At 52.0% G+C, this 15904-nt stretch carries 13 protein-coding genes; 11 read left to right on the forward strand and 2 right to left on the reverse strand.

Annotated features, from left to right (window positions below; translation table 11 throughout):
- Positions 1–149 precede the first annotated feature (149 nt).
- The 6 genes from adiA (at position 150) to pmrB (ending at position 8475) form a co-directional block, all read left to right on the forward strand.
- Positions 150–2417, forward strand: coding sequence for an arginine decarboxylase (gene adiA, locus J4645_RS16020; protein ID WP_001542850.1), 2268 nt, complete (start codon positions 150–152; stop codon positions 2415–2417).
- Positions 2418–2714: 297 nt separating this feature from the next.
- Positions 2715–3476, forward strand: a complete 762-nt coding sequence (locus J4645_RS16025; RefSeq protein ID WP_001217075.1) for an AraC family transcriptional regulator — start codon at positions 2715–2717, stop codon at positions 3474–3476.
- 139 nt (positions 3477–3615) lie between these two features.
- Positions 3616–4953: an arginine/agmatine antiporter gene (adiC, locus tag J4645_RS16030; protein WP_000093130.1), complete on the forward strand. Its 1338-nt coding sequence runs from the start codon at positions 3616–3618 to the stop codon at positions 4951–4953.
- 133 nt (positions 4954–5086) lie between these two features.
- Positions 5087–6730: a phosphoethanolamine transferase EptA gene (gene eptA / locus J4645_RS16035; protein WP_000919290.1), complete on the forward strand. Its 1644-nt coding sequence runs from the start codon at positions 5087–5089 to the stop codon at positions 6728–6730.
- Positions 6727–7395: a two-component system response regulator PmrA gene (pmrA, locus tag J4645_RS16040; RefSeq protein ID WP_000697894.1), complete on the forward strand. Its 669-nt coding sequence runs from the start codon at positions 6727–6729 to the stop codon at positions 7393–7395. The genes eptA and pmrA overlap by 4 nt, the downstream gene beginning before the upstream one ends.
- 9 nt (positions 7396–7404) lie before the next feature.
- Entirely contained in the window at positions 7405–8475 is a 1071-nt protein-coding gene (gene pmrB / locus J4645_RS16045) for a two-component system sensor histidine kinase PmrB (protein WP_071585826.1), read from the forward strand.
- 7 nt (positions 8476–8482) lie between these two features.
- Here the strand turns inward: pmrB and pmrR are convergent, their stop codons facing one another.
- Entirely contained in the window at positions 8483–8572 is a 90-nt protein-coding gene (gene pmrR / locus J4645_RS16050; RefSeq protein WP_000844399.1) for an LpxT activity modulator PmrR, read from the reverse strand.
- A gap of 69 nt (positions 8573–8641) precedes the next feature.
- On the reverse strand, positions 8642–10144 hold the full coding sequence (gene proP / locus J4645_RS16055) for a glycine betaine/L-proline transporter ProP (RefSeq protein WP_000919710.1): 1503 nt from the start codon (positions 10142–10144) through the stop codon (positions 8642–8644).
- Between the two features lie 467 nt (positions 10145–10611).
- On the opposite strand from proP, the gene J4645_RS16060 reads away from it, so the two are divergent.
- The 5 genes from J4645_RS16060 to J4645_RS16080 all read left to right on the forward strand — a co-directional run bounded on the left by J4645_RS16060 (position 10612) and on the right by J4645_RS16080 (position 15775).
- Positions 10612–10947, forward strand: a complete 336-nt coding sequence (locus tag J4645_RS16060; protein ID WP_000056482.1) for a zinc ribbon domain-containing protein YjdM — start codon at positions 10612–10614, stop codon at positions 10945–10947.
- Between the two features lie 119 nt (positions 10948–11066).
- Complete coding sequence (yjdN, locus tag J4645_RS16065; RefSeq protein WP_001131301.1) at positions 11067–11510, forward strand: VOC family metalloprotein YjdN; 444 nt, start codon at positions 11067–11069, stop codon at positions 11508–11510.
- A gap of 151 nt (positions 11511–11661) precedes the next feature.
- The gene (gene phnO, locus J4645_RS16070; protein ID WP_001527229.1) at positions 11662–12096 is read left to right on the forward strand and encodes an aminoalkylphosphonate N-acetyltransferase; all 435 of its coding nucleotides are present in this window, start codon (positions 11662–11664) and stop codon (positions 12094–12096) included.
- 257 nt (positions 12097–12353) lie between these two features.
- On the forward strand, positions 12354–13262 hold the full coding sequence (lpxO, locus tag J4645_RS16075) for a lipid A hydroxylase LpxO (protein WP_000457029.1): 909 nt from the start codon (positions 12354–12356) through the stop codon (positions 13260–13262).
- A 365-nt stretch (positions 13263–13627) separates the two neighbouring features.
- On the forward strand, positions 13628–15775 hold the full coding sequence (locus J4645_RS16080) for a formate dehydrogenase H subunit alpha, selenocysteine-containing (RefSeq protein ID WP_011233236.1): 2148 nt from the start codon (positions 13628–13630) through the stop codon (positions 15773–15775).
- Positions 15776–15904 lie beyond the last annotated feature (129 nt).

The raw sequence follows: 15904 nt of genomic DNA on the forward strand, positions 1-15904 counted from the left end.
ATTGTTTATTAAACAACAATATCAATAACTGACCATTATTCCATCACTTTACACCCCCTATTTGACGGGGTAATACTTGCCCACGTCACATTCATACGGCGGGTCGGCAAGGCGTAAATTGCACGGCCTCCACAACCGGGTAAAAGATGATGAAAGTATTAATTGTTGAAAGTGAGTTTCTGCATCAGGACACCTGGGTTGGCAACGCGGTTGAGCGTCTGGCGGATGCCTTGAGCCAACAAAATGTTACCGTCATTAAATCGACATCTTTCGATGACGGCTATGCCATCTTGTCCGCGAACGAAGCCATTGACTGTCTGATGTTTAGCTACCAAATGGAACAACCGGATGAGCACCTGAGCGTCAGGCAATTGATCGGTAAGCTTCACGAGCGTCAGCAAAACGTGCCCGTTTTCCTGTTAGGCGACAGGGAAAAAGCGACGGCATCGCTGGATCGCGACCTGCTGGAGCTTGTCGATGAATTCGCCTGGATTCTGGAAGACACCGCTGACTTTATCGCCGGACGCGCTGTTGCCGCCATGACCCGGTATCGCCAGCAACTGTTACCGCCGCTGTTTAACGCGTTGATGAAATACAGCGACATTCATGAATATTCATGGGCGGCGCCGGGACACCAGGGCGGCGTCGGTTTCACTAAAACGCCTGCCGGTCGCTTTTATCACGATTATTATGGCGAAAACCTGTTCCGCAGCGATATGGGGATTGAGCGTACCACGCTCGGTTCACTCCTCGACCATACCGGCGCGTTTGGCGAAAGCGAGAAAAACGCCGCCCGCGTATTCGGTGCTGACCGCTCCTGGTCCGTGGTTGTCGGGACCTCCGGTTCTAACCGTACTATTATGCAGGCCTGTATGACGGATAATGATGTCGTTGTACTGGATCGTAACTGCCATAAATCCATCGAGCAGGGGCTGATCCTCACTGGGGCCAAACCGGTATATATGGTGCCAAGCCGTAACCGTTACGGCATTATCGGGCCAATCTACCCGCAGGAAATGCAGCCTGAAACCTTGCAGAAAAAAATCAGCGCCAGCCCGCTGACCAAAACCAAAGCCGGACAGAAACCGTCTTACAGCGTGGTGACCAACTGTACCTATGACGGCGTATGCTATAACGCCAAAGAGGCGCAGGATCTGCTGGCAAAAACCAGCGATCGCATTCACTTCGACGAAGCATGGTACGGCTATGCGCGCTTCAACCCGATTTATTGCGATCACTACGCGATGCGCGGCGAGCCAGGCGACCATAACGGTCCGACCGTGTTTGCCACCCACTCCACGCACAAACTCCTGAATGCGCTTTCACAAGCTTCCTACATTCATGTCCGTGAAGGCCGTGGCGCGGTGAATTTCTCCCGCTTCAACCAGGCATATATGATGCATGCCACCACCTCTCCGTTATATGCCATCTGCGCATCCAACGATGTGGCGGTATCGATGATGGACGGTAACAGCGGCCTGTCCCTGACTCAAGAGGTGATTGACGAAGCGGTTGATTTCCGTCAGGCGATGGCGCGTCTTTATAAAGAGTTTACCGATGAAGGCGACTGGTTCTTTAAACCGTGGAATAAAGACGTCGTCACCGATCCACAAACCGGTAAAACGTATGACTTCGCCGACGCGCCGGCAAAACTGCTGGCAACCGACCAGAACTGCTGGGTCATGCGCCCCGGGGAAACCTGGCACGGCTTTAAAGACCTGCCGGATAACTGGAGTATGCTGGATCCGATTAAAGTCAGTATTCTGGCGCCGGGTATGGGCGACGATGGCGAACTGGAAGCATCCGGCGTACCTGCTGCGCTGGTCACAGCATGGCTTGGCCGCCACGGTATCGTGCCGACCCGCACCACCGACTTTCAGATTATGTTCCTGTTCTCCATGGGGGTCACTCGCGGGAAATGGGGAACGCTGATCAACACGCTGTGTTCCTTCAAACATCATTACGACGCGAATACGCCGCTGGCGCAGGTGATGCCGGAACTGGTGCAGGATTATCCTGACACTTACGCGAACATGGGTATTCATGACCTGGGCGATAAAATGTTTGCCTGGCTACGTGAAAATAACCCGGGCGCCCGTCTCAACGCCGCCTATTCCACCCTGCCGGTTGCGGAGATTACCCCGCGCGACGCCTACAACGCGATTGTGAACAACAATATTGAAATGGTGGCGATTGAAAATCTACCGGGTCGCATTGCGGCGAACTCCGTTATTCCTTACCCGCCAGGAATCCCGATGCTGCTCTCCGGCGAAAACTTTGGCGATGAAAACAGTCCGCAGGTGGGTTACTTACGCTCACTGCAATCCTGGGATCATCACTTCCCTGGCTTTGAGCATGAAACCGAAGGCACGGAAATTATTGATGGCGTATATCACGTTATGTGCGTGAAAGCCTAATCACAAAGAGTCTTTTTTTTGAGGATGGCATGTATTCCCTGAGTATTGCTGCAAAACAATAATACTGTCATACCTTTTTGCGCGGGCCCCATCCCGCGCTTTTTTTATACAAAAATGACAAGTTGCCACTCGCGTACAACTTTTTGTACACCCTAATTCATCGTACAAATATTGTAATATTATTCAGGAAAGTTATTTTAGTGCAGTTTCAATTCATCACACAATTGACTCAGTCCCCGTTATCTCTCCCGTTTGGCGAGATCCGGTATTTTATGTTCATATTCCAGGAGTTCGGGTATGAGGATTTGCAGCAACGAACCTTGCATAGTGTTATTAACCGAAAAAGATACATGGTTACGAGTAAATGGTAAGGAGCCAATCAGTTTAAAAGCGAATCATATGGCCATTCTGGCTTGTGAAAATAACGTTATTGACATTTCATCATTAAATAGCGTGCTAGTAATACAAGTGAGTCGCAATAATATTAAAGACTATTTACAATTCCTGAATAAAGATCTCTCACACCTTCCCGTCTGGCAACGCAACGCCGATCCCTTATTGACCGCCAACTGTCTGACGCCGGATATCTTCAGGGTCGCTGCCCGCTACAGCGCGATGGAAACACCGGATGAAATTGTTAGTGAACGTACCCGTGCGCTCCTTTTCACCGTTTTATCCCGCTTTCTTGACCACAAAAAATTTATTTCTTTGTTAATGCACATGCTGCGCAGCCGCATCAGTGACAGCGTTTACCACATCATTCAGAGCGATATTCATAAAGACTGGAATCTGAGCGCCGTTGCCAGTTGCCTGTGCCTGAGTCCAAGCTTGTTAAAGAAAAAGCTCAAAAACGAGAATACCAGTTATAGCCAAATAATCACGACCTGCCGAATGCGTTATGCCGTAAACCAATTATTAATGGACGGAAAGAATATCTCTCAAGTCTCACAGCTGTGTGGGTATAACAGCACATCGTACTTTATTTCCGTGTTTAAAGAGTTTTATGGTATGACCCCCCTGCATTATGTTAGCCAACATCGGGAACGATCGGCTGCCTAATTTTTCTACACTCAACGATAAGACACGATAATAACAGCATTGGCGATAACCCGTCTCCGACATAATTCAGCGGCATTCTGAGGGGGTATGATACGACGTAATTTATCGTAACGAAGTCACCTTTTCAGGAGTCCAAATTATGTCTTCGGATGCTGATGCTCACAAAGTGGGCCTAATCCCCGTCACCTTAATGGTATCGGGGAATATTATGGGTTCAGGGGTATTCTTACTCCCTGCCAACCTGGCAGCCACTGGCGGGATTGCAATCTACGGATGGCTGGTCACTATCATCGGCGCCCTGGCGCTGTCGATGGTTTATGCCAAAATGTCGTCCTTAGATCCCAGTCCCGGCGGTTCCTATGCCTACGCACGTCGCTGCTTCGGGCCGTTTTTGGGCTATCAAACGAACGTGCTGTACTGGCTGGCATGCTGGATCGGTAATATCGCGATGGTCGTTATCGGCGTCGGCTATCTGAGCTATTTCTTCCCGATTCTGAAAGATCCGCTGGTATTAACGCTTACCTGCGTCGCGGTGCTGTGGATTTTTGTTCTGCTGAACATCGTCGGGCCGAAAATGATTACCCGCGTACAGGCCGTCGCCACCGTACTGGCGCTGGTGCCTATCGTAGGGATTGCGGTCTTCGGCTGGTTCTGGTTTAAAGGCGAAACCTATATGGCGGCCTGGAACGTGAGCGGCATGAATACCTTCGGCGCGATTCAAAGCACGTTGAACGTTACGCTGTGGTCATTCATCGGGGTAGAAAGCGCCTCCGTTGCGGCCGGTGTGGTCAAAAACCCGAAACGCAATGTGCCTATCGCCACCATCGGCGGGGTACTGATCGCCGCCGTCTGCTATGTACTCTCCACAACGGCGATTATGGGGATGATCCCCAACGCAGCGCTGCGTGTGTCGGCATCGCCTTTCGGTGACGCGGCGCGTATGGCGCTGGGCGATACCGCAGGGGCTATTGTTTCCTTCTGTGCGGCAGCAGGTTGCCTGGGCTCTCTCGGCGGCTGGACGCTGCTTGCCGGTCAAACCGCAAAAGCGGCGGCGGACGATGGTCTCTTCCCGCCAATCTTCGCACGGGTTAATAAAGCCGGTACGCCAGTGGCTGGGTTGCTTATCGTCGGCGTGCTGATGACTATCTTCCAGTTCAGCAGTATGTCGCCGAACGCCGCGAAAGAGTTTGGTCTGGTCTCCTCCGTGTCGGTTATCTTCACCCTGGTGCCTTATCTTTACACCTGTGCCGCGCTGTTGCTATTGGGCCACGGTCACTTTGGTAAAGCGCGCCCGCTGTATCTGCTGATTACCTTCGTCGCGTTTGTGTATTGCATCTGGGCGGTCATCGGTTCCGGCGCCAAAGAAGTGATGTGGTCGTTCGTCACGTTGATGGTGATCACCGCGCTGTATGCGTTGAATTACAACCGCATTCACAAAAACCCGTATCCGCTGGATGCGCCGGTTAAACAGGATTGACCACGTGTAGTTAATGTTATCGCAACAGGCCGGATAGCGCAGGTTATCCGGCCGCCACCAACATTAAGTTCTTAAGGTTCACTTAATTTTACTTTGTCACGATTAGCGTCACCGAATCGATGGACGCATCAACATGTTAAAGCGCTTTCTTAAAAGACCTGTTCTTGGGCAAATCGCCTGGCTTCTGCTTTTTTCCTTTTATATTGCCGTCTGCCTGAACATTGCGTTCTACAAGCAGGTACTACAAGACCTACCGTTAAACTCGCTGCGCAATGTGCTGGTGTTTATTTCCATGCCGGTCGTCGCGTTTAGCGTGGTCAATAGTGTGCTGACGCTGGCCTCATTTATTTGGCTAAACCGACTGCTGGCCTGCGTTTTTATTCTGGTCGGCGCTGCCGCGCAGTATTTTATTTTGACTTACGGCATCATCATCGATCGCTCCATGATCGCCAATATGATGGATACCACGCCTGCGGAAACCTTTGCGCTGATGACGCCGCAAATGGTGCTGACGCTGGGATTAAGCGGCGTTCTGGCCGCCGTGATTGCCTTCTGGGTCAAAATCCGCCCGGCGACGCCGCGCTTACGTAGCGGGCTTTACCGCCTGGCCAGCGTCCTGATCTCTATTTTATTAGTTATTCTGGTCGCCGCCTTTTTCTACAAAGATTACGCCTCGCTATTTCGAAATAATAAACAGTTGATCAAAGCGTTAAGCCCATCGAACAGTATTGTCGCCAGTTGGTCATGGTATTCGCATCAACGGCTGGCGAATTTGCCGCTGGTACGCATTGGCGAGGATGCCCATCGCAATCCATTAATGCTGAAAGGCGATCGCAAAAACCTGACGATTCTTATCGTTGGCGAAACCTCGCGCGGCGATGATTTCTCTCTTGGCGGCTATCCGCGCGACACCAATCCGCGGCTGGCGAAAGACGATGTAATCTATTTCCCGCATACCACCTCTTGCGGTACGGCGACCGCGATCTCCGTTCCCTGCATGTTTTCTGATATGCCGCGCAAACATTATGACGAAGAGCTGGCGCATCACCAGGAAGGGCTACTGGATATTATCCAGCGCGCGGGGATTAACGTACTGTGGAATGATAATGACGGCGGCTGTAAAGGCGCATGCGATCGCGTTCCGCATCAAAATGTCACCGAGCTAAACCTGCCCGGACAATGTATCGACGGCGAGTGCTACGATGAGGTGTTATTCCACGGTCTGGAAGACTATATCGACCATTTGAAAGGCGATGGCGTTATTGTACTGCATACCATCGGCAGCCACGGCCCAACCTATTACAACCGTTATCCACCGCAGTTTAAAAAATTTACCCCAACCTGTGACACTAACGAAATTCAGAACTGTTCCCAACAGCAGTTGATCAACACCTATGATAATACCGTGCTGTACGTGGACTATATTGTAGATAAAGCCATTAACCTGCTGAAATCTCATCAGGATAAATTCACAACCAGCCTGGTCTATCTTTCCGATCACGGCGAATCATTGGGTGAAAATGGCGTTTATTTACACGGTCTGCCGTATTCTATTGCGCCGGATACGCAAAAACATGTCCCGATGCTCATTTGGCTTTCTAAAGATTATCAACAGCGTTATCAGGTGGATCAGGCCTGCCTGCAAAAACGGGCGAGCACGCTGGATTATTCACAGGACAATCTTTTCTCAACCATGCTGGGATTAACCGGCGTACAAACGACGTATTACCAGGCCGCAGATGATATTCTGCAACCGTGCAGGAGACTAAGCGAATGAAGATACTGATTGTTGAAGACGACACGCTATTATTACAGGGGTTAATACTCGCCGCGCAAACCGAAGGCTATGCGTGTGATGGCGTTTCGACAGCGCGTGCCGCCGAGCATAGTCTGGAGTCTGGTCATTACAGTCTGATGGTGCTGGATTTAGGGCTGCCCGATGAGGATGGCCTGCATTTCCTGACGCGAATCCGACAGAAAAAATATACCCTCCCGGTACTCATTCTGACCGCCCGCGATACGCTCAACGACCGCATTAGCGGGCTGGATGTCGGCGCAGATGATTATCTGGTTAAACCCTTCGCCCTGGAGGAGTTGCACGCCCGCATCCGCGCGCTGCTGCGCCGCCATAATAACCAGGGTGAAAGTGAACTGACGGTTGGCAATCTGACGCTCAATATAGGCCGCCATCAGGCATGGAGGGATGGACAGGAACTGACCCTGACGCCTAAGGAGTACGCGTTGCTCTCACGGTTGATGCTCAAGGCAGGCAGTCCGGTGCACCGGGAAATTCTTTATAACGATATCTACAACTGGGATAACGAACCCTCGACCAACACTCTGGAAGTGCATATACATAATTTGCGCGACAAAGTCGGCAAGTCGCGCATTCGCACGGTTCGCGGGTTTGGCTACATGCTGGTTGCCACTGAGGAAAGCTAAGTGAGCCTGATGCGTTTTCAGCGAAGAGCGATGACCCTTCGCCAGCGTTTAACTCTGACAATTGGTCTTATTCTGCTGGTGTTCCAGCTAATCAGTACCTTCTGGTTATGGCATGAAAGCACTGAGCAAATCCAACTGTTCGAGCAGGCGCTGCGGGATAATCGCAACAACGATCGCCATATCATGCACGAAATTCGCGAGGCGGTCGCCAGCCTGATCGTCCCCAGCATATTTATGGTTAGCCTGACGCTGCTGGTTTGCTACCAGGCGGTACGGCGTATTACCCGCCCACTCGCCGAACTGCAAAAAGAGCTGGAAGCGCGGACGGCGGATAATCTGACGCCGATCGCCATTCACAGCTCCACGCTTGAGATTGAGTCCGTCGTCTCGGCGATCAATCAACTGGTTACGCGTTTGACCACCACGCTCGACAATGAACGCCTTTTTACCGCCGATGTGGCCCATGAGCTACGCACGCCGCTGTCGGGGGTGCGTTTGCATCTGGAATTATTGTCAAAAACCCACAATGTTGATGTCGCGCCGCTTATCGCCCGTCTTGACCAGATGATGGATAGCGTCTCCCAGCTTCTGCAACTGGCGCGCGTGGGCCAGTCATTCTCTTCCGGGAATTATCAGGAAGTAAAACTGCTGGAAGATGTGATCCTCCCCTCCTACGATGAGCTGAACACCATGCTGGAAACGCGTCAGCAAACTCTGTTGCTGCCGGAAAGCGCGGCGGACGTGGTGGTGCGCGGTGACGCGACGTTACTGCGTATGCTGCTGCGAAATCTGGTGGAAAACGCGCATCGCTATAGCCCTGAAGGAACCCATATCACTATCCACATTAGCGCCGACCCCGACGCTATTATGGCGGTCGAAGACGAGGGGCCGGGTATTGATGAAAGCAAATGCGGGAAGCTAAGCGAAGCGTTCGTGCGGATGGACAGCCGTTATGGCGGAATTGGCCTGGGGCTGAGTATCGTCAGCCGCATCACCCAGCTACATCAGGGACAGTTTTTCCTGCAAAACCGTACGGAAAGAACAGGCACCCGTGCCTGGGTGATGTTGAAAAAGGCATAACAGGCGTTTAATACGTCGTGACCCACACATAGATAAAACTGCTGACAATCAGCACACTACACAGGGTCGTCAAACTTTTATAAATATAGCTTTTCATGACGCTCTCCTCCAAAGGTATGGAGGAGAGTATGCCCGCGAGAGATTAAGCGAACCTTAAGCGCGAAATTTATTCATCGATACGCGGATGTTGCTGTACCAGACGCGAACGTTTGACCTGCAGCTCCGCGATTTCCTGATCGATGTCGTCGATTTTCTGCTCAATATTATCGTAATGCTCGCCCAGAATTTCCTTCGCTTCCTGGATGTCCGACGCCGCTGGCGTTGCGCCTTTTAACGGACGATTGGCCGTCTCTTTCATGGAAATACCGGTAATCAAGCCTATCACCGCGATGACCATCAAATAATACGCCGGCATCATCAGATCCTGCGAGCTTTCCACCAGCCAGGCCGCCAGCGTTGGCGTCAGACCGGCAATCAATACAGAGATATTAAAAGCCGCCGCCAGCGCGCTGTAACGAATATGCGTCGGAAACATCGCCGGCAATGTCGAGGCCATCACCCCGGTAAAGCAGTTCAGAATCACCGCCAGCATCAACAAACCGGCAAAAATCAGGCCAATAACGTTACTGTTAATCAGGATGAAGGCCGGGATCGCCAGCGCAAACAGCGCAATGCTGCCCATAATCACAAATGGACGTCGACCGAAACGGTCGCTCAGCAGCCCCATCACCGGCTGCACAAACAGCATCCCGATCATAATGGCGATGATAATCAACACGCCGTGATCTTCAGAATAGTGCAGGTTATGCGACAGGTAGCTCGGCATGTAGGTGAGCAGCATGTAGTAGGTCACGTTGGTGGCAATCACCAGACCGATACATGACAACAGGCTACGCCAGTGTTTGGTGGCAATCTCTTTAAAGGAGACTTTCGGCCCATCCTGCAGCCCTTCGCGGTCGCCCTGCTCCAGTTTATCCACGTGCTGCTGAAACGCTGGCGTCTCTTCCAGCGCATGGCGTAAGTAGAGACCAATAATTCCCAATGGCAGGGCGATAAAGAACGGAATACGCCAGCCCCACTCCAGGAAATTCTCCTCGCCGACAATCGTTGAGATTAAGACCACCACGCCCGCGCCCAGCACGAACCCGGCGATGGAACCAAAATCCAGCCAGCTTCCCATAAATCCGCGTTTACGATCCGGCGAATATTCCGCGACAAAGATCGACGCGCCGGTATATTCCCCGCCAACCGAGAAGCCCTGCGCCATTTTACACAGCAACAACAGTATTGGCGCCCAGATACCGATCGTCGCGTAAGAGGGAATTAACCCGATACAGAAAGTACTGATCGACATAATCACAATCGTGATCGCCAGGATCTTCTGGCGCCCGTATTTATCGCCGAGCATACCAAAGAATAACCCGCCGAGCGGACGAATCAGGAAGGGAACGGAAAACGTGGCCAGCGCGGCAATCATCTGGACGCTGGGATCGGCACCGGGGAAAAAGACTTTACCCAACGCGTAGGCAACAAATCCATAAACACCAAAATCAAACCACTCCATCGCGTTGCCCAGCGAGGCGGCGGTAATCGCTTTGCGAAGTTTACCATCATCAATGATGGTCACATCGCCCAGTGTAATCGGTTTTATTTTTTTCCTTTTCAGCATAGCTGTCCTCATAGGCTAAGCCCTGTAGCGCTATATACGGCGGGCACTGGCATACCGCGCCAGCGTCGCCGTCGAGCGGAGGGAGGGGCGCGAACGCTCTCCCTCATACAAGCGTAGCAGGTTTACTTACACTGTCCGGTTACGGACTGTACAACCGAACCTGTTGACGCCTGAATGGGCAGTTAATGACCTTTTTACCCTAACAGGGTTTAAATATGTGATCAACTTCACACATATATGTCAATTCGGTCAAAAGGTGTAAATAAGGACGCCCTAATGCGCTGTGGTGACAGTAAAAAAGCGGTTATTTGAGTGTAAACCATTGCTGACTGGCGTGGCGCAGTCCCTTTTATAAAAGCGGCAATAGTCCCGACAACGCTAAGGATTTTGTGTATAATTGCGGCCTTTTTCGGCGATCTGCCATTTTTGGGCGCGTTTGCCCCCGCTGACTTTTTGAGGATACCAACATGTCATTACCCCACTGCCCGCAATGTAACTCCGAATATACCTACGAAGATAACGGCATGTTCATCTGCCCGGAATGCGCTCACGAATGGAACGATGCGGAACCCGCTCAGGAGAGCGATGAGCTGATTGTCAAAGACGCCAACGGCAACCTGCTGGCGGACGGCGATAGCGTCACCATCGTGAAAGATCTGAAAGTAAAAGGCAGCTCTTCCATGCTGAAAATCGGCACCAAAGTGAAGAATATTCGTCTGGTTGAAGGCGACCATAACATCGACTGCAAAATCGATGGTTTTGGCCCGATGAAACTGAAATCCGAGTTCGTGAAAAAGAACTGATTTACCGTGTCATTGCCCGGTAGCGCCTCGCTTACCGGGCCTGAGCGGCCCTGCCACCGGCAATATTGTGCCAATTTCGAACTACACTTAACGAGCATCTCTTACCTGAGGTAACCATCATGCCGTTAAGTCCCTATCTCTCTTTTGCCGGCAACTGTGCCGACGCCATCGCGTATTATCAACAAACGTTAGGCGCAGAACTGCTTTATAAACTCAGCTTCGGTGAAATGCCCCCCTCGGCGGCAGATAACGAAGAGGGCTGCCCGTCAGGAATGCGCTTTCCCGATACTGCTATCGCCCACGCCAACATGCGCATTGCCGGCAGCGATATCATGATGAGTGATGCCAGCGCGTCGGGAACGGCGCATTATTCCGGCTTTACGCTGGTGCTTGATACCCAGGATGTAGCAGAAGGGAAGCGCTGGTTTGATAACCTTGCCGCACAAGGGCAAATCGAAATGGACTGGCAGGAGACCTTCTGGGCGCAGGGGTTCGGCAAGGTCAGCGATCGTTTCGGTGTGCCGTGGATGATTAACGTGGTTAAACATCAGCCTGCCACCTAACTCCCCGGGAGGCTCGCCCTCCCCCTTGCCATCAGAGTGATCTTTGGCTGCACGTTATCCGCCGTTTAACTGCCATAGAATAAATAATGACGGTAGTTTGTTACAGTCTGTCGAAAGATGGTTGATCCTGATGAAGCATCGGGAGGACATTATGCCAGTCTGTGAATTACGCCACGCGACAACAGAGGATACCGATTCTGTTTACGCGCTTATCTGTGAGTTACTTAAAGATGAGCTTGATTATCAGGCTTTCAGGGATGGGTTCGCCGCTAATTTACTGGACCCCAACTTTCATTATCGTTTAGCGCTGCGCAACGGAGAGGTAGTCGGCATGATCAGCCTGCATATGCAGTTTCATCTCCATCATGCCAACTGGATTGGCGAAATTCAGGAGCTGGTGGTATTACCGCAGATGCGGGGACAAAAAGTTGGCAGTCAGCTTCTGGCCTGGGCAGAAGAAGAAGCACGTCAGGCGGGCGCCGAGCTAACGGAGCTTTCCACAAATATTAAACGCCGCGATGCACACCGTTTTTATCTTCGCGAAGGTTACAAGCAAAGTCATTTTCGGTTTACGAAAGCATTGTGATCTGGCAGCCGTCATCAGGAGATAAGGCATAACGTAATCAACCGTCACCGGGTGAAGTAGCGGAGCCATCTCAATTCTACTGTCGGCAAGCCTGGATAAAGGTTAAACGGGCTGACTCGCTTCTTTAGCAAAAATGGCCCTTTTAAGTTGTAGAAATGTAAATTTATTGTCAACGAACTACACTTTTCTCTTTGGCATCACCGGGAGGGTTGCCTGAAAATCCCGGGATGAGGTTTTCTTAGAAGGACAGTGACGTTATGTTCGCAGCAATCATTATCGGTATTTTTATTATCAGCGTCATTTATGCGCATTCACGCGGGGTGGAAAAACAAAAGCTTTCCCGTCAGCTCTTTGACCACTCGACGTTTATGGCGCCGATCAATATGTTCATGACTCGCTTCTCAACGTTACCGGCAAAGCAGCCGTACTTTGATACCACGGCATTTCCAGAGCTGCAGAAGCTGACGGAAAACTGGCAGGTGATTCGTGAAGAGGCGCTACGGCTTCAGCATCACATAAAAGCCGCGCAGGCCAATAACGACGCCGGATTCAACACCTTTTTCAAGCGCGGCTGGAAACGGTTTTACCTTAAATGGTATTCCGATGCCCACCCGTCGGCGGAAACGTTATGCCCGATAACGACAAAGCTGGTCAACAGCATCCCCTCTATCAAAGCGGCGATGTTCGCCGAGTTGCCTCCCGGGGCCTATCTGGGAAAACATCGCGACCCCTATGCCGGTTCAGTACGTTACCACCTTGGATTAAGCACACCGAATGACGACCGCTGTTTTATTGAAGTTGATCGACAGCGCCATAGCTGGCGCGACGGCGAAGCCGTCATCTTCGACGAAACCTACGTTCATTGGGCGGAAAATAAAACTGAGCAGACACGTATTATCCTCTTTTGCGATATTGAGCGCCCAATGAAATGGCGCTGGGCGCAGAGCGTAAACCACTGGGTCGGCGCATCGTTGATGTCCGCCGCCAGTTCGCCAAACGACGAGAACGATCGCACCGGTGCGATTAATCGCATCTTTAAATACGTTCACGCAGCACGCGATGCCGGGCAACGGCTGAAAAAGAAAAACCGCACTCTCTATTACGCGCTGAAATATCTCGTTATTGCCGCTATTTTTGCCGCGATAATCCTTTTCAGCCTCCTCTGAAGCCGGGCCGCGGTATGGAACTGCCTGCCGCGGCCTGTTCTATCCTGGCGTTAGTCTCAACGCGTTCCCTGGCCTTGAGTCTATCCATCCGGACAATTTATTAAAAACCCCCACTTCAGGCAGAGCAGATTGCCGGATGGCGGCTCCGCCCTATCTGGCCTGCGCTCAGCGTTTCTCCCCATAATAAATGTCATGCGGCATTTTCTTTCGACACGTCAAAACTGACGATAGCCTGTTTTTCGTCAGGGTTTTGAACAAAATTCGCCCGTAATATCAGGGAAAGCCCATACTAAAAAAGTGGCATAAAACATGCATACTGAGGGCGACAGCGCGTATGCGCGATTTGATTAACTGGAGCGAAACCGATGAAAAAAGTCGTCACGGTTTGCCCGTATTGCGCATCAGGTTGCAAAATCAATCTGGTGGTCGATAACGGCAAAATCGTCCGGGCTGAGGCGGCGCAGGGGAAAACCAACCAGGGTACCCTGTGTCTGAAGGGCTACTACGGCTGGGATTTTATTAATGATACCCAGATCCTGACCCCGCGCCTGAAAACCCCAATGATCCGTCGCCAGCGTGGCGGCAAACTGGAATCTGTTTCCTGGGATGAAGCGCTCAATTACGTCGCTGAACGTTTGAGCGCCATCAAAGCGAAGTACGGTCCGGATGCAATCCAGACAACCGGCTCCTCTCGCGGTACCGGAAATGAAACCAACTATGTAATGCAAAAATTCGCACGCGCCGTTATTGGTACCAATAACGTTGACTGCTGCGCTCGCGTCTGACACGGCCCATCGGTTGCAGGTCTGCACCAATCGGTCGGTAACGGCGCAATGAGTAATGCGATTAACGAAATTGATAACACTGATTTAGTGTTCGTCTTCGGGTATAACCCGGCGGATTCCCACCCTATCGTGGCGAATCATGTGATTAACGCTAAACGCAACGGGGCGAAAATTATCGTCTGCGATCCGCGCAAAATTGAAACCGCGCGCATTGCCGACATGCATATCGCGTTGAAAAACGGCTCGAATATCGCGCTGCTCAACGCCATGGGGCATGTCATTATTGAAGAAAACCTGTACGACAAAGCGTTTGTCGCCAGCCGTACCGAAGGTTTTGAAGAGTACAGCAAGATTGTCGAAGGCTATACGCCGGAGTCCGTCGAAGAGATCACTGGCGTGAGCGCACAGGAGATTCGTCAGGCGGCGCGGATGTATGCCAGCGCGAAAAGCGCAGCGATCTTGTGGGGGATGGGCGTCACCCAGTTCTATCAGGGTGTGGAAACCGTGCGTTCACTGACCAGCCTCGCGATGCTGACCGGCAACCTCGGCAAGCCAAGCGCGGGCGTTAACCCGGTTCGCGGCCAAAACAACGTTCAGGGTGCGTGCGATATGGGCGCGCTGCCGGATACTTATCCGGGCTACCAGTACGTTAAGTTCCCGGAAAACCGCGAGAAGTTTGCTAAAGCCTGGGGCGTAGAAAGTCTGCCTGCGCATACCGGCTATCGCATCAGCGAGCTGCCGCACCGTGCGGCGCATGGCGAAGTGCGCGCGGCGTACATTATGGGTGAAGATCCGCTGCAAACCGATGCGGAACTCTCTGCAGTACGTAAAGCGTTTGAGGATCTGGAACTGGTCATCGTGCAGGATATCTTCATGACCAAAACCGCGTCGGCGGCGGATGTGATTTTACCCTCCACCTCGTGGGGCGAGCATGAAGGCGTCTTCTCTGCGGCTGACCGTGGCTTCCAGCGCTTCTTTAAAGCTGTTGAGCCGAAGTGGGACCTGAAAACCGACTGGCAGATTATCAGTGAAATCGCCACCCGGATGGGCTATCCGATGCACTACAACAATACCCAGGAAATCTGGGATGAGTTGCGTCATCTGTGCCCGGATTTCTACGGTGCCACTTACGAGAAAATGGGCGAGCTGGGCTATATCCAGTGGCCGTGTCGCGACACGTCGGATGCCGATCAGGGAACCTCGTACCTCTTTAAAGAGAAGTTCGATACCCCCAACGGTCTGGCGCAGTTCTTCACCTGCGACTGGGTAGCGCCTATTGATAAACTCACCGAAGAGTACCCGATGGTACTGTCGACGGTGCGCGAAGTCGGCCACTACTCCTGCCGCTCAATGACCGGTAACTGTGCGGCGCTGGCCGCGCTGGCCGATGAACCGGGCTATGCGCAAATCAATACCGCCGACGCCGCGCGTCTGGGCATTGAAGATGAAGCGCTGGTGTGGGTTCATTCGCGCAAAGGCAAAATCATCACCCGCGCGCAGGTCAGCGATCGCCCGAACAAAGGGGCGATTTACATGACCTACCAGTGGTGGATTGGCGCCTGTAACGAGCTGGTGACTGAAAACCTCAGCCCGATTACCAAAACGCCGGAGTACAAATACTGCGCCGTACGCGTTGAGCCGATCGCCGATCAGCGAGCCGCCGAGCAGTATGTGATTGATGAGTACAACAAACTGAAAACCCGCCTGCGCGAAAGCGCAATGGGTTGATCTGCCGGATGGCGGCATCAGAATGCTTTATTCGGCCTGCGTCTACTGTAGGCCTGATTAGATGCATTAGCATCGCCATCAGGCATTTTCCCTATAACAGCCTCCGCCCGGAGGCTGTTTTTTTATCCA

This window comes from Salmonella sp. 32082101201600294FB01SM01 (genome assembly GCF_017572865.1).
Classification (GTDB): Bacteria; Pseudomonadota; Gammaproteobacteria; order Enterobacterales; family Enterobacteriaceae; genus Salmonella; species Salmonella enterica.